The 25,691-nt window shown below is 45.6% G+C and carries 24 protein-coding genes; 13 read left to right on the top strand and 11 right to left on the bottom strand.

Annotated elements, in window-relative coordinates:
* Positions 1-26: 26 nt before the first annotated feature.
* From HMPREF6485_RS05920 to HMPREF6485_RS05910, 3 genes are read left to right on the top strand one after another with little or no spacing between them, the layout of a single operon-like run.
* A complete protein-coding gene (locus HMPREF6485_RS05920) occupies positions 27-878 on the top strand; it encodes a M23 family metallopeptidase (protein WP_004345360.1) in 852 nt (283 codons plus the stop codon).
* Complete coding sequence (locus tag HMPREF6485_RS05915) at positions 878-1,162, top strand: hypothetical protein (protein WP_004345359.1); 285 nt, start codon at positions 878-880, stop codon at positions 1,160-1,162. The genes HMPREF6485_RS05920 and HMPREF6485_RS05915 overlap by 1 nt, the downstream gene beginning before the upstream one ends.
* A 10-nt stretch (positions 1,163-1,172) precedes the next feature.
* Entirely contained in the window at positions 1,173-3,404 is a 2,232-nt protein-coding gene (locus HMPREF6485_RS05910) for a hypothetical protein (RefSeq protein WP_004345358.1), read from the top strand.
* A 197-nt stretch (positions 3,405-3,601) separates the two neighbouring features.
* On the opposite strand, the gene HMPREF6485_RS05905 is transcribed toward HMPREF6485_RS05910, so the two are convergent.
* The 8 genes from HMPREF6485_RS05905 to HMPREF6485_RS05875 form a co-directional block, all read right to left on the bottom strand.
* On the bottom strand, positions 3,602-4,051 hold the full coding sequence (locus tag HMPREF6485_RS05905; RefSeq protein WP_004345357.1) for a hypothetical protein: 450 nt from the start codon (positions 4,049-4,051) through the stop codon (positions 3,602-3,604).
* Between the two features lie 64 nt (positions 4,052-4,115).
* Positions 4,116-4,265, bottom strand: coding sequence for a hypothetical protein (locus HMPREF6485_RS14150; protein ID WP_004345356.1), 150 nt, complete (start codon positions 4,263-4,265; stop codon positions 4,116-4,118).
* Between the two features lie 29 nt (positions 4,266-4,294).
* On the bottom strand, positions 4,295-4,543 hold the full coding sequence (locus HMPREF6485_RS05900) for a hypothetical protein (protein ID WP_004345355.1): 249 nt from the start codon (positions 4,541-4,543) through the stop codon (positions 4,295-4,297).
* A gap of 22 nt (positions 4,544-4,565) precedes the next feature.
* On the bottom strand, positions 4,566-4,925 hold the full coding sequence (locus HMPREF6485_RS05895) for a helix-turn-helix domain-containing protein (RefSeq protein ID WP_004345354.1): 360 nt from the start codon (positions 4,923-4,925) through the stop codon (positions 4,566-4,568).
* Positions 4,922-5,233, bottom strand: coding sequence for a type II toxin-antitoxin system HigB family toxin (locus HMPREF6485_RS05890; RefSeq protein WP_004345353.1), 312 nt, complete (start codon positions 5,231-5,233; stop codon positions 4,922-4,924). Before HMPREF6485_RS05890 ends, HMPREF6485_RS05895 begins: the two co-directional genes overlap by 4 nt.
* Positions 5,234-5,376: 143 nt before the next feature.
* Complete coding sequence (locus HMPREF6485_RS05885; RefSeq protein WP_004345349.1) at positions 5,377-6,810, bottom strand: class I SAM-dependent methyltransferase; 1,434 nt, start codon at positions 6,808-6,810, stop codon at positions 5,377-5,379.
* A gap of 16 nt (positions 6,811-6,826) precedes the next feature.
* On the bottom strand, positions 6,827-7,291 hold the full coding sequence (locus tag HMPREF6485_RS05880) for a MutS N-terminal domain-containing protein (protein ID WP_044125886.1): 465 nt from the start codon (positions 7,289-7,291) through the stop codon (positions 6,827-6,829).
* 18 nt (positions 7,292-7,309) lie between these two features.
* Positions 7,310-7,546, bottom strand: a complete 237-nt coding sequence (locus HMPREF6485_RS05875; protein WP_004345345.1) for a hypothetical protein — start codon at positions 7,544-7,546, stop codon at positions 7,310-7,312.
* Positions 7,547-8,288: 742 nt separating this feature from the next.
* Here HMPREF6485_RS05875 and HMPREF6485_RS05865 point away from each other — a divergent pair.
* From HMPREF6485_RS05865 to HMPREF6485_RS05850, 4 genes are all read left to right on the top strand, one after another.
* On the top strand, positions 8,289-12,440 hold the full coding sequence (locus tag HMPREF6485_RS05865; RefSeq protein ID WP_004345341.1) for a zincin-like metallopeptidase domain-containing protein: 4,152 nt from the start codon (positions 8,289-8,291) through the stop codon (positions 12,438-12,440).
* Positions 12,441-12,483: 43 nt separating this feature from the next.
* Positions 12,484-13,938 (top strand): glucosaminidase domain-containing protein, encoded by a 1,455-nt coding sequence (locus HMPREF6485_RS05860; protein ID WP_004345340.1) that lies wholly within the window; start codon positions 12,484-12,486, stop codon positions 13,936-13,938.
* 29 nt (positions 13,939-13,967) lie between these two features.
* Entirely contained in the window at positions 13,968-14,579 is a 612-nt protein-coding gene (locus HMPREF6485_RS05855; RefSeq protein WP_004345339.1) for a hypothetical protein, read from the top strand.
* A 105-nt stretch (positions 14,580-14,684) separates the two neighbouring features.
* Entirely contained in the window at positions 14,685-17,159 is a 2,475-nt protein-coding gene (locus HMPREF6485_RS05850) for an ArdC-like ssDNA-binding domain-containing protein (protein ID WP_004345338.1), read from the top strand.
* A 146-nt stretch (positions 17,160-17,305) separates the two neighbouring features.
* Here HMPREF6485_RS05850 and HMPREF6485_RS05845 read toward each other — a convergent pair whose 3' ends face one another.
* Both HMPREF6485_RS05845 and HMPREF6485_RS05840 read right to left on the bottom strand, forming a co-directional pair.
* The gene (locus tag HMPREF6485_RS05845; protein WP_004345336.1) at positions 17,306-17,908 is read right to left on the bottom strand and encodes a hypothetical protein; all 603 of its coding nucleotides are present in this window, start codon (positions 17,906-17,908) and stop codon (positions 17,306-17,308) included.
* A 17-nt stretch (positions 17,909-17,925) separates the two neighbouring features.
* A complete protein-coding gene (locus tag HMPREF6485_RS05840; protein ID WP_004345335.1) occupies positions 17,926-18,687 on the bottom strand; it encodes a DUF4099 domain-containing protein in 762 nt (253 codons plus the stop codon).
* 213 nt (positions 18,688-18,900) lie between these two features.
* Here HMPREF6485_RS05840 and HMPREF6485_RS05835 point away from each other — a divergent pair, with 213 nt between their 5' ends.
* From HMPREF6485_RS05835 to HMPREF6485_RS05825, 3 genes are read left to right on the top strand one after another with little or no spacing between them, the layout of a single operon-like run.
* Complete coding sequence (locus HMPREF6485_RS05835) at positions 18,901-19,914, top strand: glucosaminidase domain-containing protein (RefSeq protein ID WP_004345333.1); 1,014 nt, start codon at positions 18,901-18,903, stop codon at positions 19,912-19,914.
* A 36-nt stretch (positions 19,915-19,950) separates the two neighbouring features.
* A complete protein-coding gene (locus HMPREF6485_RS05830) occupies positions 19,951-21,162 on the top strand; it encodes an OmpA family protein (RefSeq protein WP_004345332.1) in 1,212 nt (403 codons plus the stop codon).
* Between the two features lie 22 nt (positions 21,163-21,184).
* Positions 21,185-23,731: a hypothetical protein gene (locus HMPREF6485_RS05825; RefSeq protein ID WP_004345330.1), complete on the top strand. Its 2,547-nt coding sequence runs from the start codon at positions 21,185-21,187 to the stop codon at positions 23,729-23,731.
* Here the strand turns inward: HMPREF6485_RS05825 and HMPREF6485_RS14350 are convergent.
* Positions 23,728-23,892, bottom strand: a complete 165-nt coding sequence (locus HMPREF6485_RS14350) for a hypothetical protein (protein ID WP_232209192.1) — start codon at positions 23,890-23,892, stop codon at positions 23,728-23,730. The genes HMPREF6485_RS05825 and HMPREF6485_RS14350 overlap by 4 nt on opposite strands.
* On the opposite strand from HMPREF6485_RS14350, the gene HMPREF6485_RS05820 reads away from it, so the two are divergent.
* Genes HMPREF6485_RS05820 through HMPREF6485_RS05810 form a run of 3 tightly spaced genes read left to right on the top strand, consistent with a single transcriptional unit; the run spans position 23,818 to position 25,686 of the window.
* Complete coding sequence (locus HMPREF6485_RS05820) at positions 23,818-24,249, top strand: PH domain-containing protein (protein ID WP_232209191.1); 432 nt, start codon at positions 23,818-23,820, stop codon at positions 24,247-24,249. The two genes, HMPREF6485_RS14350 and HMPREF6485_RS05820, sit on opposite strands and share 75 nt — an antisense overlap.
* A 37-nt stretch (positions 24,250-24,286) precedes the next feature.
* Entirely contained in the window at positions 24,287-24,970 is a 684-nt protein-coding gene (locus HMPREF6485_RS05815) for a hypothetical protein (RefSeq protein ID WP_004345328.1), read from the top strand.
* Positions 24,967-25,686: a hypothetical protein gene (locus tag HMPREF6485_RS05810; RefSeq protein ID WP_004345326.1), complete on the top strand. Its 720-nt coding sequence runs from the start codon at positions 24,967-24,969 to the stop codon at positions 25,684-25,686. The genes HMPREF6485_RS05815 and HMPREF6485_RS05810 overlap by 4 nt, the downstream gene beginning before the upstream one ends.
* Positions 25,687-25,691 lie beyond the last annotated feature (5 nt).

The raw sequence follows: 25,691 nt of genomic DNA, 5'->3' as shown, positions 1-25,691 counted from the left end.
AATTAACAAGCTAACAAGTATAATATATGGACGCAACAGATTATAAGGACATGCTCCTGGAGTCCGCAAGCGGCTTCATGATGCCTTTTGCTTTAGACGAAAAAGAAGAGCTGAATGTCATCCTCCCTTTCGGTGAACAAACCCACCCCAAGACAGGAGAGAAGTTTCAGCACCAAGGTGTTGATTATGCCATCAAGGACAAACCCTTGTATGCCATTGCAAGCGGCATGGTCATCGGTGCCGGGCATGATGCGGTTCACGAAAACTATATCATCACCAGATACGGCAAATACGAGGTTACCTATGGACACATATCCGAGGCCTACACCCCTTATGGTACGAATGTAAAGGCCGGGCAAGAGATTGCCCATGCCGGTGAGTTCCTGCACATGGGAGTCCGATTTAACGGCAAAGAGCTTGACCCTGACAATTTTATTGCCATGATTTGGGCAAACATACAGCAGTTGGCCGCCATGGGTATTACCCATCAGCCTACAGCCGAAGTCCTGGGGAACAAGAAAATTGTCACCAAGTATGACGATTGTCAGGATGAGATCATGGCATTGATGCTCCGTTGGCTGCCCACTTACATGAACGAACTTCGTACAAAGGCCTATACGCCTCCTAAAAAGATGGAAGCATCGCTGAAGAATATCCTCTCGAAAGCTGCCGATAAGAACTACTTTTACGAGACGATTCCCGACTTGGGCAATCCTTTAGGATTATCCGGGCGTAGTGCCCCTTTGGTAGAGAAGATTCAGGAAATCCTGATAGAGGACTTTCTTGGATTCTTGGCCGTCCGTCAAGGTATCTATCCCCAGTCGTGGGACGAGTCTCAAAAAAAAAACTTTCTGAAGAAGCTGCCGCCAACGGATTGATGGAGGATCCTTTGCAAAATCTTGAAATAGACATTCATAGTTACGACATCAGCCGTGAGGCATCCATCTACTTCGACACGACGGGGACTCGCTGTTGGACGAAGGCATGGTTCAATGGCAGGGAGAAAGGAGAGAAATCAATAGAGATCACTCGCCAGCTGGCAGTAAAGTTCATCAATGACGAAATCTTGTTGGATGATTGGCTCGCACGTTTCTATCCCAAACAGATGAACGTCTGCCACAAGGCTATCGAGCAGGCACGCAAACAGTTATTAGGTATATAAAAACCATCACATGGCACGTAATAATCAACATTTCGGAGAGTTGGAGTATTGTTTTAACCAATACTTCAGCAAGTATTGTGCTCCTGTCATCGCCAAGGATTACAGATATTATCACCGTAAGCAGACAGAAGAGTTCTATAAGGCCTACAATGAAATGCCGGCTAATATCGGTGCCGGATCCGTCATGCAAGGAATGATACGTGTACAGACTGCAAATGTGAACGCATCGTCTTCAGGGAAATGGAACAAAAAAAATCTCGACGATTTTATTGGTGGGGTCGTAAACAAGATTGTTGCCGGCAAGAACTTCCAAAAGGACTGGGGGCATTTGATAGACAGGTATCGGGAATCTCTTATCGCCAAGTTAGGAACAAAAGGCTACATAAGAGTTGAGGAGGAGTTGGAAAAGGTGGAAAAACGGAAATTCGTCGATCCCGCAGTCCACTATGGACAGATTCGTTTTATGGAGCTGCTCAAAGAGCATTTGGCCAGAACCGATATGCCCAAGTCCTCTTTGGAATATATCCTGAAAGAGGGTGCCAACAGTTCTATTATGATGACATTGGCCGGTAGGTTCATGCGTGGTCGCGACCTCTCACCTGCAGAAGAAGAGAATCGTGAGCTGGGCAATAAACTCTATAAGCCGTCAAAAGTGGAGAAAGCCGGGGCTTTTGCCTTTGGAGCTGTTATGGACGCACCGGCATTGGATGTTGTCGGTTCTGTAGCTGCCGTACCATTGAAAGCTGCTGCCAAGGGAGCAGCCGGATATGTCCTGAAGGGAGGTGCGGTAAAATTCGGAGGTTGGCTGGAAGAAAAGGCCGCTTACAAAGTAGCTACTAAAGCTTCCTATGTAAAAGGATTGATTTCAGGTGCAGCTGTCGATGCCGGATTCAACTATTGGGCTTCTTCCAAAATCAGCCTTGATGCAGCCAAGAAGCAGTACAGCAAAGCGGTTTTCGGCAATGAGGATACATTGGGGAAATACCAAAAGGGTGCATTGGGATATAGGAAGAGCGGTACCGAATACATTTCCAATGTAAATGATGGCTTGGGTAAAAAAATCAAGGTTGCCCCGATACGCCCTCATGTGAGTGATTCCGTCACTCATAAAGATTCTGGTCAGTTATTGACAGCGACAAATGGCAATTCAAGAAAGCTCTTGAAAACCATTACCACAGCGTTAAGCCATCAAGCTCTGCCTTACGATAGCCGCGCACCCATCCCCGCTTGGATGCTAAACAAAACAGCCAAACAATGCCGTGCTTTTGCCACCTCGTTTTTTTCCATTGCCAAGCAGATGTCGACACAAGGTTTGCCGGTTTGGAATCTGAATGGCAGAAATATGACACTTGCACAAGTCTCACAGCGTGCCAGCGATTATGCAAGGGCTGCTGTTCAGATAGACAAGATAAATGCCGAGAAACAAGTGGCAAGAGCAGCGGTATATAGCCGGGATCACCAGGATTCGAGACAAGAGAAAAGAGATCATTATGACACTGGGGCATATAACGCAGTCGGTCAATCTGCCTCGCCGTCTGTTGTTTCAAGCGCAGTATCTCCTTCAGAACCATTAAACACCCAACATTATCAAGACATGGCCATGGGGACGCAACAAATAAAAAATCCAATGTCAGAGACTTCTCCTTATTCCAATATGCTCCAGACATCAGGATGGGGTAAATATTTGGATAATGCAGGGTTGAATGGATTTAGCGACATAACAAAGAACCTTGGTTATGTCTTTGCAATGCTTCCTGATATGCTTATCAGTATGTTTACAGGAAAATCTTCCTCGTTCACCATAGGGAATAACATACTACCTTTAGCAGCAGTTGCCGCTGGAATGTTCAGCCATAATCCACTGTTAAAGCTCATGCTGATGGGTTTTGGAGGTGTCAATCTCTTGAACAATGCCGGCCACGAAGCCTTAGGCCTATCCACTCCTAAAGCCACTCCAAGAAACTACAAGCAATATGCTGACGAACCTCTCAATCCAAGATTAAATAATGTTTTTATGAAAGGCCGTTCTTTGATTGCAGATATAGACAATCGACCTGTTGTCATTAACATTTCTGACACGGTTGTTGACGCATATGAGAAAAAAGCCATACCTTTGAACACCTTGGCAAATGCCGTATTAAGGAAGTATGACGAGAACAGATCCGTGGCTTCAAACACTTATGACAAGAGTTTGGCAGCATTAGAGAGTCAGGAACAACAGCGTAGTTATGGATTGAAATAGATTTTGTTTACAATATTACTTGTTAGCGGCCCCTGCTGGCGTAGTTAGTTGCGTCGGTGGGGGCTTTATTTATAAAAGGTGGAGTAGATTCCCCACCTTACATGTCAGTTCTTGTAAGTCCAAATGACGGTTATCTTATTTTACAAAGAATGTGTAACAGCGTATAGCATGTTTTGGCTCAAACTAATTACCCAAAATCACTCATAGGTAATATGAGCCGCTTGCTCTGCCAGATCAAGTTGAATTTTTGGAGTTTCTTCCAAATAAAATGTATTTGAATTTACTGATTGGGCTAAAACCTCACGAGAGACTTTCTTTCTTGCAACCCAGTTGCTTATTCTTGCTTCTGTTCTTGGTTCAAATAATTCCCAACCTTGCAATGTCAGATAATTTAGGCCATCTATTTGGCTGTTAAAAACAACAGTTCGTCCAACCTCATTTTTTAAAATAGATGGTTTGGAATTAGTTCCATTCCCTGAAGACATTAGTATGACAAAACATGGATCGCCATTAGCTTTATTTGCTCCACGTACTTGTATCCATGAATATATATAATAGTCATGTTGAGTACTATTTTTAGTCTGTGCCTCGCTTGGAATTGCCAGACATATCATCATTACTGTAAGAAATAATTTCAGCTTCTTCATCGTGTTGTATATAAAAAGTTATGAGTACGCCGATTAAAGCGTACCCACGGGTTAATGATTATCGTTAAAACAATTTCTTGTGATTGTCGTGTGACCATCCCATAGCATCCTTGTAGTTGCTATTCTTCTTTCCGCCTTTTCGACGGGTGTCACCACCCACAATAGCTTTCAATCCTGCTCCCAATATCAGAGCCGATGCTACTAATTCTAACATAGTATGTTTCCTTTCTTTTTATTTGAGTTTCACTTATCTTTAAGTCCTTCTGACCGTTCCGTCTCCAATTCCAATTTCGCCTCCGGATTTAACGCCAACAGCATTTGTATTCTGTCTTGCAGTCTCCCGATGGTCTTTCGGATATCAACCACATTGTCTTCAGGTATTTCTTTGAGTTCACGGATAATCTCCATGTATGAGTTTATCTGTCCCATCGTATATGTGACGGACAATGTGTTCTCAATATGTTCTCTGTCAACTTCAATTTCAAATGCCATAATCGTTCTTCCGTTTTATTGGTTATAAACTTAGCATTGCTTCAGGCATGATGTCGAGCACCCTGCAAATCTCTCCTGCCGTGGCCAAAGTCGGTTCGCTCTTTCCCTGGGTGAAGTCGCTTATCCTGCTGGTGCTTAGTCCTACGGCCTGGGACAGATCTTTTTGTGTCATTCCCTTAGCTTTCAGCCCTTGCTTTATGACTTCTGCAAGCGTGAGTTTCTCTATTGGGTGATGCTTTTTCTCGTATTCTTCCACAAAAGTACTCATGATAGACAGCTCCATACTCTCCGGTGATGTCGGCAGCGTCGTGTCAGTTACAACCTCCAACAGTTCCTCCACCCGTCTTTGGGCATACTTATATTGAGCCTCTGATATTTTCATATAGTTCTTTTTACATCCCTCTCATCAAGAAGTGCCTCCCAGTCAGAAGCGGATCCCACAAACCGCACATACACACACCCTGTATCGAAATATATCGAGGCGGCTACCTTGTATTTTCCTTCGCCAATGCTGAAGACATATAAGCCTTTCTCTCTTACAGTATCACCGAAGTCTACCAGTATTTGGGCAAAACTCCTGTAATCCCTGTTCCTTATGGTGTAGTACCACTGTTGCAAAGGTATCTTTGCTTGTTCATATTGTGGTAGTCCATAGAAGTCCTTAATCTTCTTTTGTGAGATAATTCTCATTAATGACCTGTCTTTATCTGTTACAAAGATATGAAGATATTCCTAAACCACAAAATAAAAGAGCAATAAAATACCGCAAGACAGAATGTTTTTATATTCAGGGAGATTGCAGGTTGCCCTTGCAACCTCCCTAATACTCATGTTTATGCAGATTTCTTCTTTGGAAGCACCCATCCCCGCTGTTTGGCCACTTCACGGTTGAACTTCATCCACACCTCTTCATCTTTAAACTCAAAGTGCATTGTTCCTTTCTTAAAGCCCTTACACTTGAAGAACCCCCACTCGAAAGTCTTTCCCCATTCCAAGTTGTTATCTCGTACAAAACGGTCAAGGCTTCCAATGCTGTCGTAGTTCCTACCCGTAATGAAGCAGAGAGCCTTACAAACGTCCTCCATTCTGTTTGCCATCCCTCCATATCCAAGATCGAGATAGTCTCTCGGCCATTTAGGATCATAGGAAGTCATGTATGGAACGATAAACTTACGGTTGACCATATAGTTTGCGTTTGTCTTCCATTTCTCCCCGGCAGTGGAATTCTCGTCAGAGAAAGAGCAAATCAGGTCGAATGCTTCGAGTAACGCTGTGTTCATCCGCTGCCCCGTCGTCTGGATTACCATGTTCAGCACCTGATAAATGTTGTGCATGGTAAAGGGGACGTATGTCTGCTGCTCCACGAACTTGTTTATCTGTTCCCGTAATTTCTGCGTGGCATACTTTTCCATATTCAGCTTCCCGAATATCCGCCTCCAATAATACTTCTGCAACTCTTTTTTGTATTGCTGTCGGCTGATACGGACAACGCTATTGGAAGCATCTACCACGGCAAACCTTACTGGGAGATACCCGTCACTCTTTCCACCGAAACATGCCACGGAGTTGATTTTCTCCGCTGCAGCCATCGTCTCGTCGAAAAGCCTTACAGCTGAAATATAGCGGTTTACCATGTCACGCACCACATTATATTGCACCAGCCCTTCCGTCTCGTTAGCATCGAGCGAGTCCTTTTCGTTGGAAAACATATAACCGTCAAACTCGTCTTGCCCCTCACCCTCTTTATACAGCTTTATCAAGCTAACATGTACATCCGTCCTGCGCTCCGCGTCGTCAAACACTCTGCCCAAGAACTCCTTGCACCCATAAAGCTCAATCGTCTCTATCAATTTCTCTTTGGTGGCGTTCCGTTCCCAGCCTTGATTTACGCTTTCGCTGTTACACAAGGCAATGATGGTGCATCCTGCCGGAGCAATCTCAAACGCATGAAGGATATGTTTTGCTCCTTCTGAAAAGGGAGGGTTCATTACGATATAGTCCACATGACTAATTTGTTCTGAAGAAACGGTCAGGAAGTCATCCGCTATAATATCGCACTTGCCATTCAAAAGTTTTTTGATGTTAGTGTCCTTTTCGCAAGCAATCACCTTTCCGGCTCCGTTCTTTTTGAGCCAGTCAACAATGTTGCCTTTCCCTGCTGATGGTTCAAGGATAGTCTTGCCGACAAAATCCTCACTCATCATCATCGTGTTTATAACCTCGTCGGGAGCCGGGTAGAAGTCTGCGTTATTTGTAAAAATGTTCATCTTGTCTTATTTTAAATTATTCGTTTATCAATTCTCCGTTCTCGCCAATCCAAAGCATTGCCCCCTCACCGTTCCAGTAGAAGTCGAACGCCCTGTTCAGAGGGTTGTATATACCCTCGACAATAGTTCCCTCTTTAAGACCCTTGATTTCTGCCAGATACCACTTGCCGGCTTCGGTAAGAACTTTCACCCTTGCTTTTGTTTTGTACCTCACAAGATCTTTGGTGTCACATACAGCAACCTTATAACCATCACGAACCAATCTTGGCAAATAGGCGTCAAGACAATGATGTGGAAATTCCACAATATTAACAGGGGTTTCTGCAATGTCCGACCGGGAGTGCATGTCCGTTCCAAGGCACTTGTTTCCGGCAACGGCATCCTTTTCAAACAGGAAGTAACAATCTCCATCCCCAATCAGCAGTAAATGTTCAGGATGTTTTGCTTTTATCTCCTTATAAAGTTCAAATATCTTTTTCATACTTTTTATTATTTTGAATTAAACGGTAAAATCATTCACGAACTGGCGTTCAATCATGACTTCAAAGTCCCTATTGTTGCATGAAGTCTGTCTCCACTGGCTAAGCTGTTTCGCATCCTCTTCGGTTAATGAAAGGAAATCTACCATCTTACGGATAGTTTCTTCCAAGTTCTCACCAATGTAAACAAGTTTTCTTGTCTCGACAGAGTGCCAAGCATCTGTCTGATAAACCAAATAAATAAGTTTCTTTTCCATTTTCCTATTTTTATGAAGTTAAAATTTTATTCTGGGCATCCCGATTCTCAACCTTTTTAGGTTTTTCGTTTCTTCGACCCGAACTTTTTTTTATCATTCCGGTGTAACCGTCATCTCGAACCTTTTATGTGCAAGGTAAGCTCGCAGGTATTAAGGGAACCTAAGGCAAAGAATTGACCGGTAAAAGTTTTCAGGAAACCGCAATCTTTGATTTCGGAGGGTCATGAAAAGTTTTCCGCCAATAGGGAGCATTCCGGTGTTTGCCGTGTTCCCTGCCTGCGATACCTTTGCAGAATAAAAGTCGAAGATGACAACAAGCGGATGAAAAGTGAGGTCGAAATCAGAAACGGAAATGGAAAGATAGATAAAATTAAATGTAAAATAAGCACCGCAGGTAAATCAGAAGATGTGTCTTCAATACATATAGACATATTGCTTTATAGCTACCAATACATATATACGGCTATACATATATACGTATTGCCGCATGGCTGACTCAAGGAACAGCCTTTTATTCTCGCCTTGCTGCTATATGATTAGTTATAGAAGGACCAACAAAAGAGAGTCAGGTAGGGCAGATTTCTTGGATTGCGCAAAAAAAACAAGAGCCATTTTTAACACAAAAACCGCCACGATGCTGAAAAAAGGTTCTGAAAACGTTAATATAAGAGTTTCTTTTTTTTGAGGATGCTTTTTTGACATTAAGTCGCTTATTTTGTAACAATCAATAATCATAAAAATTATGGCCGAGACTGAATACAAGCATCGCAACTCTTCCGCTGGAAGAAAGAATAAGTCAGATGAAATTCTGAAGAAGTTCGCAGACATGATGGTTAAGATCATCAAGAAAGCCAATGCCAACAACTGGAAGAAAGGTTGGATGGGTGTCAACGGTTCCATTCAGGGACTACCGCAGAATATCAGCGGTCGGACGTATTCCGGTGGCAATTCTTTTTTTCTTATGTTCAATACGGCAGAGAAAGGATACAAGACACCCGTCTATATGACCTTTAAGCAAGCCAAGGAGCAGAATCTCCATGTCAAGTCAGGTGAGAAATCTGTTCCCATCTTCAAGTGGGGCTTATCCATCAAAGATGAAAACGGCAAGAGGGTGTCAGAGGAAGACTATAACGCCATGTCCCAGGAAGAACGTGCCACGATGGACGTTCGTCCTTTCCCTAAAATGTTTCATGTCTTCAACATCGACCAGACCAACCTTGAAGAGGTCAATAAAAAGAGGTATGATGCCATTGTAGCACGTTTCCAAACACCCGAACAAGAGGTCAAAGACACCGAGGGGATGTATGTCAACGAAGCCCTTGACCGTATGTTCGAGCAAAAGGCGTGGCATGCCAATATACAATATGACAAACCTGCCGACCAGGCCTTTTACCGCCCATCGACGGATACCATTGTTCTTCCGATGAAAGAACAGTTCAAACTTGGGAAAACTCCTGAAGAAGTCTATCACGACGGCATGGAGTATTATTCCACAGCTTTGCACGAGATGGCCCACTCGACAGGACACGAGAGCCGGCTTGACAGGAAATTCGGTGCCCAAGGGACAGACAACTACGCCCATGAGGAACTGATCGCAGAAATGACTTCTGCCCTTGTCGGCAGCACCATGGGCTTTGACAGAAAAATATTGGAGAACAACGCCAATTATCTAAGTGGATGGTTAAGCAGACTTAGGGACAAGCCCGAGACCATTACAACCATCATGACTGACGTAGGCAAAGCCTCGGATATGATTATAGAAAAAGTTGACGAACAGCGGATCGCCTTGAACCAGACTCCCCTCAAAGCCGGCAATTTGGAGGGGCTTGATGAAGAACTTTCGGAAACAAAGACAAGGGGTAAGACCCTATATGACCTTACGGAGCAGTGGAGTAGTATCAATGCACAATATCCGTTTTCTGTTGATGATGAAAGAACAAGACAGATAGCAAAGCGTATAAGGCAGGCGGAGCAGGTCATTACGGCTTATAATGCCAACGTAGCCGCCGCATATGGCGATGAGTTTCTGTTCTCCGAGAAAGCGAAGACTACCATCATTCCGCCTGCCGTGTATTCCGGGCATGAACAACCGCCTTTGGAAATCCAAAGACAAGCTGTTGCATCCGAGCCGGAAAATCAAAATGTTGGAGATATGAAAGAACAAAAGGCTGAAGAATTACGAGAGTCACAGGAAAGACATATTGACCCTGACCGTAACCCCGGCAACTCTGCCGACGATTATGATGATCTCTCTGGAGCTTTAGCCAAAGGAATTGGCATGGAGGAAAGTAAAGAAGACGCGACAGAGAACATCTCTCTGTCCGAAGACAGTAACCCACAAACCGATTTAGCCGGTGTAGCTGAACATATTATGGAAACGAACCATGTATCCAAGGGTGTAGCCGAAAAGATGGCCGCCCCGATCGTCGAAGAACAACAAACCGCCGTGAATGAAAAGAGGCAGAAGGCAGCACAAGCCAAGCAAGAGGCTGTCAAGAAAGCCGATGAAGCCCGTAAGGCAGAGGATGAGCGTCGCCGTGAAGTCGAGGAACAGAGACGGCATGAGGAAGAGAATAGAAAAAACGACAAGGATGGTGGTCAAGTGTCCAAGATATTCCTGCATGCCGCCTTGCTGCTTGGAGCCTTGGAACTGGCAAAGGGCAACAAAGGCGTGTGGATGAACAAGGCTGGCAAGAGCAACGCAGAGTTTCTTTGGGCAAAGACACCAATTACTCCGTATAACAATCTGATGATGAACCTTCAGTCCGATCAGAAGGGCTACCGTTCCAATGTTTATGCCTATTTCGACGAGCTGAAGGATGCGGGCGATTCTGTCAGAAGTAATGAGAAGGCACTCCCTTTCAATTGGACGCGTTGGGATTACCAGAATATTGCTACTAAAGAGGTTATCACCAAGGGTGAATATCAGAAACTTCCCGAGGATGAGAAGTCGCTCTATGTCAAGCACCATAGCCGTCAGACCCAGCAGATTTTCAATATTGACCAGACTTCTATGACCGGCAAACAGATGTACGGTGATTTGCTGAAAGAGACCGGTGCCAAGTATGAGGAACTCTCCGAACGGGGCGTGACAAGTATGATAAAGTTCTCCGAAAAGCTGAAATCAAACCATCCAACGGCCATTGTCGTTGCGCGTGACGATAACCAGTATCATATTTACGGTAATGATGCCACCAGAGCTGCTAAGATATTAGGCTTACCGGTAGGGCAAACAGAGGTCGATGGCCAAAAAATCAAGTCCACGGGTTTTCCTCTTGACAGAATCGACGACTTCCTGCCAAAGCTCGTTCAAGCCAAGCAGTGGGTTGTCGTTGCCGATAACCTCGACAGTGCAGAACTCATAAGAAGAGTAGCCAACGAAAAGGACGTGTTGAACAAGGCTTATTCAACCGCCCAGACCGTAGCCAATTCCGCAGGAATAGGTTATGAACGCGTCATGGTGCTGCAAGATGCAGAATACGACAAACAAGCCGACAAGATCATTGTCAGCGGCATGACGGATAAGGATAGCGGCAACAGCCGGCAGGCCGCCATTGCGAAAGCCAATGACATTTACCGTGCCATTGTAGCAGCCACAGGCAGCGAGCAGCGTTTAGACCGCCTGGGGCGCAATAATCTTCTCCCCAACGACGATGCGAAATACGAGAGATTTGTTCAAGACCTATCTGCCGGAATCCTGATGGCACGCCAGGGGCTTCCTGCAAGCCTTTCAAAAGAAAGTATGCAACATATCGACTATTGGCAACGCGAGATCAAGGAAAATCCCAAATTGCTTGGACTGTTGGAGAAAGATGTCAACAATGCCGTCGAGTCCATCGATAAGCACATGCAGAAGCAGATTGTCAAGTACGAAGATATTCGTAAGGACTTGCCCCTGAAAGACTTGGCCGTCAGTGAGAGACAATATCAGATTTCCACCGATTTGGCTAAGCTCCCGGATATAGATTCAAAAGAAATCGTCATTGTCAGAGATACGGCAAAAGGTTCAGCCGATGTCATTCTTCCTGAAGGGGCTTCTCTTGAAGACAACGTAGAGATCTCGGGCATTCGCAAAGATCGTATCAAGATAGCATTAGGACACGAGGGCATCACTGATGTCAAGTTCTATAATGCCGGTGGTGCTTTAGGACTCAAAGAGCCTGACGACTACTATAAGGATAAGACCGTTTCCGTAGACCGGTTGAGACAATATGAGTTCAGTCAGCATAGAGATATAGATGTGAAACCGCAGATTGCGGCAGCAGCCTTGCCAAAGATTGAGATTTTCACGCCTATCCGTGACGAGAAGGGACAGTATGCCTTTTTCTTCAAGGCAGAGAACGAGCCTTCGTTCTCCGTCTATCCCAATGACACCCACAAGAAGCTGTACTTCGATGTCAGGGGAACGGACAAACAGATGGATATACACAATGCCCTTGCACAGAAATACTACTCCGTTGCCAAGCTGCATCCAGAAATCAAGGTAGATCTTATCATGCCTAAAGTTTCTAATGTAGACATGAGCAAGATAGAGCGTCCGACCATTACGAAAGACAGGGAAGACCCAAGCAAGAAATATGTCATGGCCACCATTGACGGTAAGTTCATGAAGAAAGAAATCACCAAGGCACAGTGGGACAAGATGTGGTTGGCAGATGACATGTCAGCCTACAAGAAAGCTGTTGCCGCTGTTGTCTTTGCTCCTTTGCTCAAAGAAGATGTGCAGAAGGAGCAATCCACAAGTATGGCAGCACGGTCAACTTCGACAGAAACCGTTAAAAAGGAACAGGGTGCAGAAGAGAAAACTGCAGAAGGAACTTCAGAATCGATTTCTGAAACGGCTACCGAAAAGGAGGCAGAGACCACCCGGAGAGAAAGTACCTTTCGCAGATAAGGAATAATGCAGTAATCATCAGACATGACACATTATCAGAAACATGGCCATATCCACCTCTGATTTCATCAACAGATATGCTCCTCATGCCATGGAGCAGCAGATTAAGTACGGCATTCCCGCTTCTGTCATTCTCGCCCAGATGGCTATCGAGAGTTCATGGGGCACCTCTGCCCTCGCTCGGAACGATAACAATTTCTTCGGTATCAAAAAGGGTTCATCGTGGACAGGCCGGGTGAGTTACTATGACGATGACCAAGCGCATGAAGCTTTTCGTTCCTACGACAACGTGGGGCAAAGTCTTAGCGATCACTCTGCCACCTTACTCCAACCCCGCTATCTGCGTTGTTGTCCCACGGACAGTACAGATCACTTGGGTTGGATAAAAGGCATCAAGGCCGGTGGTTACGCCACGGCAAGCAATTATGTAGACAGCGTAGAAAGTCTAATCTGTAAATACGGATTAGACAAATTCGACCGTCTCGCCGTACAGAATGCACAGCAGCAAGGTTTGCAGATAGGTTACATGAGAGGCCGTCAGCCCGACACCCCGCAAGCCGTCCCTGCCGGTATTCTCCTCACGCCTCTCCAAGGGAGTTGGTGCATGCCCATCAACTTGGAAGGTTTGAAGGTAACGGGAGTGTATGGAGAGAACCGCCCCGGACATCATCATAGCGGCATAGACCTTAGCACTGGCGGCAAGTATCTTCCCGTTTATGGAACAGAAGATAACGGCAGGGTCATCGCCGTCAAGCCCAACAATGGTGCTGCCGGTAACATGATTACCGTGGAATACAGCCGTTCTGACGGCAGCCGTCTTCAGTGTACCTATATGCACCTTAGTGAGATTGGTGTTAAGGTCGGTGATGCCGTCAATGCAGGGATGCAACTGGGCTATTCCGGTAATACAGGACGCTCGACCGGGCCACACCTCCATTTTGAGACCAAGTTCTATAATGCCCAGGGAACACTCCAGAGTTATGATCCGGCAGAATACATTGCCGAGCTCTCGTTCCGTGGAAATCTCCCGACAGTGTTGAACAAAGGCGGACAGAACTTAGCGGCACGCTATTCCTCTCAAATGGCATACAACAATACTCCGGCCACCGGTATCGAAGGGCCGCCTATGGATACCCAAACACAAATGTTGCTTGCCAATATCACCAAATCAGACGATCCTAACAGATGGTTGGAATATCTGATGAACAAGAATGGCGATAGTGCAGGGCTGTCCAGCGGAAATCCTGTCTCCAATCTTATCTCAACCCTTTTCATGAGCATTCTGACGCTTGCCCAAGATTTGAAACAGGGAGACGAAGACATGGGCGAGTCCCAAACCTCCAAAGAGGCAAAAGAAAACAAAGAGACAAAAGAAGCTGCCACCCTTAGAAGGGACAGGGAAAGTATCAATGTCAAACGGCTTGCCCAGACAGCCTCTTTGAATTTCGATTCCGAACTTCCCGAAGAACAGCAGACAAACGCCATCCGGCGAACTTAGACAAACAATTCACCAAAATAACGAGTAATATGATTAAATGCAATGTCACAGCATGCGGAATCATCAGCAATTCTGCAGTAGAGAAACAGAGTAAGGACGGAAAGTCCTTCATTTCTTTCAGTATCACCATCCCCATTGCCGGCAGCGATGGTTCCGGCGCGGAGCTCCAAGTCTTCGTTTCCGCTCCCGGCAATAAGGAAACTGCCGAGCGGTATTCCACCGGGCGTAGGGTGAGAATGAACGGTACACTCTATATCAGACGGATAGACGACCGTACGTATTATAACCTCCGCACCGATGAAGGAATAGAGATCGTCAAGTCCACCGAAGCAGACTCGCTCACAGGGTCTATCGATTTCAAAGGTAAGATAAAAGGGGAGATTACGGAACGTACCAACAAAAATGGGCACAAGTTCCAGACCTTTTCCGGCGTTTCGCAAGACAAGGATGGAGAAAAGAAAGGCTGGGTTTGGGTTCGCTTCCTTTCTCCGACCTCGATTCAGCAGGACTTCTTCAAGCCCGAGGCCTATGTTGAAATAAAAGGAGAGTTGCAGTTCCATATCTATCAAGGCAATGTCAACATCGAGTGCCGTACCAGCAGTATCGAGCCCTGGGAGTTGACTGCCACACAGAAAGAATAATTGCCATAATATTGAAGTTTACATGAACACCGGCATTATAGAGCGTTGATTATTCAAGTCTTTATAGGCCGGTGATTTTATTCCGTACAAAAACCTAACAAGTATATGAGTGAAAATGACAATCCAGCAGGAATCTTCGGCAACCGTCTGTTAGGCGGCTGGAGTAAGATATTTGGCAAAAAGCACGATAACGGTAAAGGCGAAAAACAAGGACATGACCATGATAAATTAAAATTAAAGCCATTCCCGCCCAACCATTTCTTCTCCCAGGAAGAGCTGTGTTTCCTTGCAAAGAATCAAGAGCAGTGTAGCCGTCTTCAGAGTTGGGCTTTGCAAATGAGCTTATGGGCACGATCCAAGTCCAACGAGCAGGACAGGAACAACCCACAGTTTTTCCCGGCCGTTCAATGGCAGGACGGTTTGATGAGCACATGGATAGACTCGGAGGCAACGCCTGACAGCATAGACCAACAGGCTGACCGTCTTTACCAATTACAGCTGGATGGCTATAAAATGGATGCCGCTTTTGTAAGAATGATAGAGGCAAGAGCTTGTAGAAGTTTAGTGGGCAACCTCTTTGTGGATGAGAGACAGAATGAGACCGCTACACGAAAAGGCGGTAAGCACTTTATATGGATTAAAGCCGTTGTTGACAAGTCTGGTGAGGACTTGGCTTTGTCCATATATCATTACAACAAGATCAGCCACCATCATGAATCAGAAGAAACAGTTTCATACAAACAGTTCAAGCCGCTTCTTGAAAACAAGGAGATGACAGCCCTTGGCGGTGAGGGGCAGCGCAAATGGAACGATGAAGCCACCGCAAGAGACATGGCGGAGGAAAAGTTTACAGAGTTAGTCTGTCTGATGAGACGGAGTAATATCTGTCAGGGGATGTTCCCTGCCCACAGTTCCATCTCTATATGCCAAGAGGATGAAAAAGACTATGTCCCCATGGCATGGGCCCTATCAGGAGATGGGATAAAGATAGACTTCGATCCCCAAGTATCCATTAGTAAAAGTTCACTTTTGGTTACCTCCAATGATTCCTACCGGTTTGTCGACGTGTTGGACTATATAGATAAAACGATAAGTGAGCAGGATGCCAGTCAGGAACTGCTGACCTTTGTCAGGATATTCGGCAAAGACTTTTGTGGAGACAAAGTGCTCTCTTCCGGAAAGTATCCTCTTTGCCGGATAAACGGCATAGAGATAGACCGTGTCACGGCAAAGGCTTCGGACACAATAGTCGCCTTCAACAATGATACTTTGGAAACCGTGACGCTTTCTTCAGAAGACAGGATAACCCTGTTAAAAGCAGTCATACGCCGTTCGGATGAACTACTGACAGGATTGAAGTCCGACCTTCAGAGAACAACGGACGAAAAAGTCCAGGATATATTGCAGGACAGGCTAAATAACATCCATCAAGGGCTGTCAGCTTATAATACTGGCGACAATTACCATACTTTGGATGAGTTATGGCAGCATATCACCTCAATTTTCAGGGTGAAGCAAAGCGCGGAGACGGCAACGGTCGTCCCTGTATCAGCAGTCAAAGTTATAGAAGCTCCGCAATCCACCGAAGTAAGGGATAAAGAGCCCTTAGTCCACAATCAAAATGAAGTTCAAAGCGTTCAAGAACCTATTGCTAAAAGTGATGACGGCATCAAAATGCCCAAGCAAGTTGACGAAGCCCCGTCAATTGAACCTAAGAAAAGTCAGATGCCGGAAGGCTATATCCGGATTGAACCATCTTCCAAAGGCAGGTGGCACACAGCAGAAATGCTCCGTAGGGAAGCCTATCGTGTTTATGGAAAGCTGTTAAGTGCAAAACTTAAAAAGCAGCTTGATAATGACAACAACCCTTGGGTTTCAAAACAGATGTTGACACCAAGAGATATCAAAGGCACTGTTTATACCGGGCCGAATGCCATCATGCTTGCGTTATGGACAGAACAGCAGGGGTTTGAGCTTCCTTTCTTCATTACTGAAGAGGAGCTAAGAGCGAACGAACTCGGTATTCTTCAAGATGCCAAGAGCCTCTTTATCCTCCATAAGAACGGAACGTCAAGGGTGTACAACATTGCACAGACCACCTTTCCCGTTACCCAAAGGCGTTCCTATGAGTCTCTCAAACTGAATATGATAGCAATAGAGCGCAAGAAGACTTCTGGGTATCAGTTCCTCGACGCTGACGGCTTTTGTAAAACAGCGTTGAAGTTTGATGGAGTCCCCGGCCTTTCTGTCTATGATTATGCCGAGAAGGTCATCCATATAGCCCCGAAGAGCAATTTTGAAACCGAGGACGACTATTACCGTGACTTGGCCGTGGCCATGGTGGAAAGCACCCGTGAAGTTGATTTCGATACGCTCCGTCTGGACACCTATCTCTTTGAGAATCTCGTCTCTCATCTGGGTAGTGGTATTATCAGCCAGAGTTGCCGTTTTAATGCCACCAATCCCGAATATTCCCGGATATGGAGAGAGAGGTTAGAGAACAATCCTGAATACACCAAGAGAATCTTGGAACAATCAGACGCAGCTTCAGGCCAAGTCCTTCAATCGGCATTGACATAGGACTATCAATAATCAGTCCCGGTTCATGTTTAATTATGGCAAATTCGCCATAATTAAAATTGGGATGATTAAATGAAAAAGGCGACCTGCATCCCTGCAAACCGCCTTCTGACATTATTTAATTAAAGTTTATCGTCTTGTTTTATTCATTCTTTCTCCGCTATTTCAACAGCTTGAAGGATTGTCCGTTTGATGACATCATGTTCGAGTCTTATGGGATGTACGTGACCACCATCAGCAATGGCACCGTCAATGAAATAGCGGATATTCCACCATTTCTTTACTGTATTTTTAGATGTGTTGATTGCTTTTGCACAGGTCTTAAACCCTCCTTCTGGATGAAGGTATCTCCAAAGAGTAATTTTCACCGCTTCTTCAGAGTTCTTTAAAGTAGCAAGTAAAACCTTATTTTTTCTCCACTCTTGAAACAGTTCCACTGAAGAGAGATTGCTTTCCTTGTTTTGGTTACTACCATTGGTCATATCAGCATTTTCCAACGCCTCGTTGGAAACCTCGTTGATTTTATCCCACACTTCTTGTGGCCAGTCGTTATCATCAGGCTCATCACCATAGCGAAGCTCATTGATGAACTGTTCCGCTCCGTCTTCATCACCTTCATCGAAGCCCAGTACCTGGCACCACTCCTTATAGTCGTCTACCATTTCCTGGCCGTGCATTGTGATACACTGCAGATTTGTTATTTCCTCACGGTCGAGTTTACCAATCAAATCTTTTACTACTTTTGCCATATTGTAAAACTTTAAGATTATCTGTGCATACCTCTGCTTCTCTGCTCCGCTTTCTGCGAGTTCTCATCTCCTAAGTGGTAGAACTCCTTTTGCATTTCTTCTGTATAGTCCTCTTCAGGAACATAGTTCTTGAAAGAGTTGTCCGATTCTTTGACCCAACATCCGTAGATGCCGAAATTATATGTAGGCAACTCACGGGAAGCAATACTGTCATATTCCTCCCTGTCACCACTTACCACCTTGATGCCACCGTCAGCGAGGAAATCCAGTCCGAATGTGAACTGGCCTTCCTGCTTGTCTATTGAAATAACATTGCCTGTACACATCTGTGCCACTTGCTCATTGGAAAGTTCCATCTCGTTTTGAAGTGAAGCCAGATTATCCTCCATTAAAGAAACGGGAATATAGAAAACCCTGTTTGTCTTGTCGTCAAGCTGTACGAAACACTGTTCCTTACCCGGCATTTTGGTTATGATGATTTTCCCGCTTCGCAGCGTGTTCTGTTCCTCTGGCGTGAAGTCCTCCAAATCAGCCATTTCACTTCTCGGGGCAATCAGGATGTCAACAGTGCCACTTCTTCTTTCAAGTTTAAGACGGGCCTGAATTGTTCTCTGTATGCCGTCACCCAAATCCACGCTGACGGGTAAAATAGGAGTCCAATGTCCCTCCAATAGTTTTTTCATCACCATTTCAGGCAGGTCATCCACCATTTCTTGAGACAGCCCGATACTTGCAAATTTCTCGTATGGTATCTCATTCTCATCAAAAGTTGTTCTCATAATTTTCCTGTTTATTGTTTTTGCAAAGATAGTTTCTTACTTGAAAAGTCCGTTCTCCAAAAAAATAAACCTTTTATATTAACATTTTCAAAACGTTTTTGGGCGGTTTTACGGTGTTTTTCGTTTTTGAAATGTTAATATAAGACTTCCTTTTTTTTCGAGCCCACTATTAAAACGGTTTATTTTATTTTTGTAATCATAAAATACGAGTAGATGGTTATACATTTTAGACATATCTTCATGGCTGTTTTGAGTCTGTTCAGTCTCTTTTGTCATGCACAAAAGAATACCCCCGATGCCAGTCATCAGGATTACTGGATAGACAAATACCTTAGTGTCAGTTTCCCCTTACAACGTGTCGAGATCAATTCTGCGTTCGGTATTCGTAAAGATCCATTCACCGGCAAGGAAAAAGAACACTGTGGCTTGGATTTGAAAGCTCATTATGAGAAAGTCCTTGCCATGTTTGACGGTTACATCGCAAATATAGGCTATGACTCCGGATCCGGCAATTACATCATCATGCGTCATGGTGATTACACCATCAGCTATTGTCATCTTTCTCAAATCTGGGTAAAGAAAGGAGAGAGAATCTATGCGGGAGACCCCGTTGGCGTCAGCGGTTCTTCCGGTCGCTCGACGGGGCCACACCTTCATGTCACCAGCCGGTTAAGGGGACGGCTCGAAGACCCCTATAATCTTCTTACTTACATAAGAGACGTAAAGTTGCAATGTATTACTGCTCTCCATGTCAGCGAGGAGACTCTTCTTTCTCCTGACGCATTTTTCAAGAAATATGCCCATGCCGCCATGAGACAACAGCAGAAATACGGTATCCCCGCTTCCGTCATCCTTGCTCAAATGGCACTTGAAAGCCGTTGGGGAAACAGCAGTCTGGCCCAGGCAGGATTCAATTATTTCGGCATCAAGGCCAACAGGAACTGGCTGGACAGCGGACTTCCATACAGTGTCCATGACGATGATCGCCCTAATGAAAAATTCTGCAATTTTGCCTCTCCGGAAGCCAGCATGGAATATCATTCAAGACTGTTGATGAGCGATCGCTATAAGCAGTGTTGGAAATACAGTTCCACGGATTTTCACAATTGGCTCGTTTCCATCAAGTCTGCCGGATATGCCACGGCAAGGGACTATGTACAGAAATGCGAGCGCATCATCATGAAGCACAAGCTCTATCTCTACGATGTAGCCGCCGAACGGCTATAATACTATATAAATGTGTATAAACAAAGAAAAAGCATAATGAAAAAAATCTTCTTTTTATTGTCAGCCCTTACATTCATAGGGCATGGCATCCACGCACAGGTCGTGTACGGTAATGATGAACGAATCTATGTGAACTCCCTGCACGAGATTCCGGCAAGCTCTGCAAGTCATCCGACAGGCCTGCCAAGTCCGATAGACGGTCAGACGAAGTATAAGCTGTCAGGATTGGGCGATAACTGGTTTGTCTCCGCGCAGGGCGGTTTTATCTCTTTCTTGGGAGATCCCGTCTCACACACGGACTTTAACGGTAGAACCAAGGTGGGGTTGGAACTTTCCATAGGGAAATGGCACTCGCCGTATTTTGGGACACGACTGGCCTATCAAGGCTTTAAGTTTGTCGATTCCCAACGTGCCCCCCAGTCCTTCGGCAGCTATCATACAGACCTACTTCTTAACGTGTCTTCCTTCTTCCGACCTTCTTTTGAGAAGCCGGCAAAATGGAACATAAGCCCCTATATGGGAGCTGGGATTATCCGGCATAATCAGTTGAAGAAAAATTCCTTTGCCTTTTCCTACGGCATCTTGGGAACTTGCAGCCTAAGTGAGCGTATCAGCATCTCTGCCTCTTTTGGTGGAACGACAACCCGTCGGGATTTTGACGGATATGGAGAGAAAGGCCGTTTGGGAGACAACCTCCTTTCGGGAAGTATCGGTTTGTCCATCGGGATTGGACATTTAGGCTGGAAAGTCAAAAAACACAAGTTGGTGTCGGCGAATGAAGATGTATTGCAGAATCCGACAATAACCGATCTGACCACCTATCCGCGCAATAATTACAGTGGCCTTAAATCGCTTCAGGAAAGACTTGCCAACAAGAATACGGAGAGTGTTTCCGGGAATGGCGATGAAAACATTGCGCAGTTTGACGCTCCAATCCTGTTCTTCTTCAAGCGCAATACCACGGAGCTTGTCGACAAACAGCAGTTGGTCAACATTCAGGAGATTGCAGCTGCCGTCAAGGAGTATAACTTGGAAGTACGTATCGTAGGTTCCGCAGACAGCAAGACAGGAACACCCAAGCATAACAGGAAACTTTCCATCAAACGCTGCCGTTATGTTGCCAAGCTGCTGATAAATGCCGGTGTACCGAAATCGAAGATGACCGGAGCGACCAGAGGCGGTATCAATCTCTATAAACCTTATACGGCCAACCGCCACACCTGCGTGATCCTGTATAAGCAGAAGTAAGAAGAATTTAAAACAGAATGATATGGCCATTTTAAGAAAGAATACCAACTATGGTGTAACGGACATCTCACCGCGCCTGCAGGACACCCTCAATGCCAACGGCATGCAGGCTCATATCACCATGACACAGACCGGTGATTATGAACTTGTCACCTTGTCCCATAATTCATCCGAACCCAGACGTTATTCTCTCGACCAACAACAGGTTGAGAACCTGATGAACGGAGGTACATCCGCATGGGACAAGAAGGCCTACAACACCTTTGTCGGCATCGTTAAGGAAGATTATTATATCCCTGGCTCATTTGTCGCAGCCCGCAATGCCAACAGTCCTGTCAACATGGGACTTGACGGGCACAGGCTTGCCCCGGGAGAATATGGATACAGAGAACCGCGTTTCTTTTACCCTTTTGAAGGGCCGAGATACGGGCGCTTTGATAGCATCATAGACGGTTTGATGGGACTTGCCCATGGTGGGCGCATCAGGCGCATAGACGGAAGACCATTCTATGCAAATAGCGCACCTGTCGTTATAGACCGTCCTGACGGGCGTTTGCGTCCCGGAGAGATGAAGACAGGTGCCTATGGGTTCTATGATAAGGGTATGAAGCAGAAACAGGACGTTCTTCAGTCCATGAGTATCAGCGAACAACAACTTCCCAAGGTGGAACGTCCGAAAGGACAGTCCGTTCCCCTTAATTCCATCAGTTCACCGGTTTATCTGTCGGCAGAGAAATTTCAGCAGGTATTGTCTTCGCACGGTATTGTCATAGATGAAAAGAAAAATCTGCTGACCATCAAGTCTGCGTCCGTCCCCACCAACCTTGAATACAAGTTGAACCCTAATGAGACGAAGAAACTCATGAACGAGAAATTCAAGTACAGCGACAAAAAGGGTATACAAAACAAGGATGGCGTATCTGTCAATGAACGGCTTGCCATCCTGAATGCCGTCATAGGGAAAGACTTTACCGATAAGATAACCGTAGAGATGCTTAACAGCAAGGACTATGTAGACATCAAGCTAAAACCTGAAGTGGAGAAAGAGCTGGGACTTCATCAGGAAGCAGCCAATCAATATATGGCATCCAAACTTGACATCATAGACATGAAAGACATGCGCGAGGACTATCGGAGCGGTTTCTTAGATCTCTGGAACTCTATCGGTGTCGTCGACGGACGTGTCCTTAATCCAAACGAAGGTTTCTATCTTCCGGTAAAGGACGGACGTGCCGTCTCTGTCGGTGAGATTCAGGTGTCGCCCGTCAATGACGGCAAGAGTGCGACTACGTTTCGCATGACTGCCGTAATCAACAATCAGTTGATGTCACATGACATCTCCAAGGAGGACTATATCAAGTTCATCAACTATAATGACGAGTACCGCCTGAAACTGTTCGACAAGGTGTTTGATGAAGTCAAGATAAAGGACGCGTCCAACGGTGTCTTGGAAGATCCTGTGCGTTCAGGCAGGATTGAGGATGCAGACGGTGTTGCCGTATTGAACGGTCATTACAACCTTGTTAATGACAACGTTTCCGCTGCAATCACAGGAGCGATGGCCTACAAGGATCAGATCTCCGGCAATTATATGCTGAATATGCGGGAGAGCAAGGATATTGGTATGTGGTCATATAAAATTACCGAAGAGCAGTATCTTGCTTTCAAGAATGCAGATGATGACGGCAAGGCAAAGCTGCTTTCCACCATCATTCCCATAACCGATGAAAACAAGCAGCCCTTGTCTGTTGTCAAAGAAATCCGGCTGCCCCTCTCCACCGCAGAGAGACGCGTGTCTTCTTATTCGGAGAATATAGATATGAAGGACGCATTGCAAAGCGGTGTCGGAAGACCATACAATGAGCGTATGGCAGATGCGTTGAACAAGACGATCTTTAAGGATACGGAACATATCAAGGCCACAGCCCTGTCAGGGACAGATATAAAAGCCGTCACCCAAGGCGAAGCGAAATTGGTGGCAGATGGAAAAGCTCAACCCACTTTGGCTGAATTACGGGAAAACGTAAAGATTGCCCTTAAAGGAGAAGCCGGCGTAAACGGACAATCATTGGAGAACTTGAAGCCCAACAAAGAATGGGTCAGAAGCGGTGGCCATGGCAGGGCAACCGAAGTCGGAGATATTGCCGTGGAACGCTTGCGTGACACAGAAGGCAAGGTCATAGAAGGAAAGTACAAGATGACCGCCGTCATAGACGGTAATGTCTTTTCCCATGAGATCACCCAAAAAGATTTCGACAAGTTCCGCGCCATCAACGACACCCAGCGCATGAAGCTCTTCGATAAGATATTCCCCGAAGTGGAGATGAAGACAAAAGCGGGCCACGGCTTCAACTTGGGGGCTGCTATCCTTGCTGCCGTCTCCGTGGGAATGGATGTTGTCGGTTCTGTCATGGCAGAGCCACGTCCCCGCCCTGAACTCTATGCAAGCCGAAATGTCTTCTCCAAGCCCGGTGTAGCCTCTCCCGAAGCGGTCTCTGCTGCCCTTTACGAGTCAGAGAGTGAACATCTAAGAAGAGGGCCATCGGAAGGCAGGGGAATGGGCATTTAATCATCAATAACGTCCGCAACATGTTCAATCATGAATTTATGCCCTTCCAAACGGTGACCATCCGTCCCCATTGGGGGCAGTTCTGCATCAATGAACTGCCGGTAATCTTGCTGTGCCTGGCAAGTTATTGGATAAGCAGCTTTATGGAGTTTCGTTTCCATGAGCTTTTGATATGGCCGGCATTGTTTCTTACTTTCTACCTGTTTTTTCAAGTGGTCTATATGGCAAGGATCGAATATGTCCTGACAGGGGAGCAGCTAATCACCCTTCACGGTGTGCTCTCCCACTCAACGGACTATATCGAGCTTTACCGTGTCGTCGACTACCGGCAGCACCAGTCGTTGCCACAGCAGCTCTTCGGTCTGAAGACCATAACCATCTATTCCGGAGACAGGAACAATCCCCAGCTGGATATGATAGGCATCAAGGCAAGGGTGGATATTGTCAGCGAGATACGCAAACGTGTGGAGTTTAACAAGAAAAGGAAAGGTATTTATGAGATTACAAACAGGCCTTAGGTGCATTTTCTTATTGACTGTTCTCGTTACTGGAGTCATGACTGTGTCAGCACAAGGTGCATCTCAATCCAACCCGCTTGAATATGCGGCTATTGCTTCTGGAGAAACACTTATTGACAATCAGATAAAGAAGCAGTCAAAAGCCATGACGGCCCTTGCTGTGGAGCAGGGAGCTATGACGGTGGCCAATACCAAGATGAAACAGTGGGAACAAAAATACAATTCCTATTTGAAGACAGCTTCCGGATATGCTTCCGCCATAAAAGCTGCCACCTCCCTTTATGCCGACGGGATGCAGACGCTCACGGCACTATGGGAAGTCCATACGGCATGTAGAATCAATCCCCAAGGAATTGCTGCTTCCCTGTCGATGAACAATCTCTATTTGGAGACGGTGACAGAGTTTATCCGTACTTACAGGGCATTGAAGAATGTAATTGCCAAGGGAGGGGAAGGCAATATGCTCAACGGTGCGGAGAGGACGCAGATGCTGTGGAATCTGACAAACAATTTAGAACGGTTGAACCGAAAACTCCGGCTGTTGTCAGTGAGTGTCACAATGCACTCCTTAGATGATGTGTGGAACAGGGCCATCACGGGTAAGATTAACAAGAGCAACAAGGTGCTGGCCAAGGAATCGTCCAAGCGGATGTGCAGGGCAATCAGCAATGTTGCCAAGTTTTATAAATACAGACAGACACATAAACCATGGGGACAATGAACAGCATCAGGCGGGCAGCCATCAGCGTCATTTTAGGATTTTCCCTTTCCATAAGCCTGTTTGCACAGAATGGGCCGGATGGTGTCAGGGCCGGGATGTTTGCCACTTATGCCAAACAGGCAAAGAAAGCCTTAAAGGCGCAAGATGTTTTGTTGGCTGGAAACCTTACAGGACACAAATATTTGAAAGAGGAAGTGGCAGCGACAACGAACTTCCAACGTCAGTTCAACGATTACCTTAACAGCTTTGATGACATACTGACCGTGGCAGCCGACATATACGGCATTTACATGGAAGTGGATGAAGCGATGAAAAACGTGAAAGTTGTCAAAGGTATTGTCGTTCGGCAACCGGCTAATGTCCTGGCGGTTGCTCTCTCACAGTCAAAGAACAACATCTATACTGACATTATCGAGAACGGTCTGAAACTCGCAGCAGACATCGAGCAGATTCTGCCGCTGAAGAAAGACCAGGACAAGAATGCCAAGATGACCCAATATGAACGGCTCAAAGTTATGGACAACATCCGCCTGAACTTGCGTACGCTCAACAGGAAGCTCCGTAATCTAAGCCGTTTGATACATTACACAACAATCATGGATTCATGGTATGACCTGAAAGGAACCGGAAAGGAATACCAACCTCGCAAGATGGGATCTATAACAAAAGATTGCCTGAAGACTTGGATGAAACATGCCAAAGGCGTTAAATACTAAAAGCA

It is taken from the genome of Segatella buccae ATCC 33574 (assembly GCF_000184945.1).
Lineage (GTDB): Bacteria > Bacteroidota > Bacteroidia > Bacteroidales > Bacteroidaceae > Prevotella > Prevotella buccae.
The sequence above is the reverse complement of the archived record's forward strand: the minus strand, read 5'-3'. Positions and strand labels throughout refer to the sequence as shown.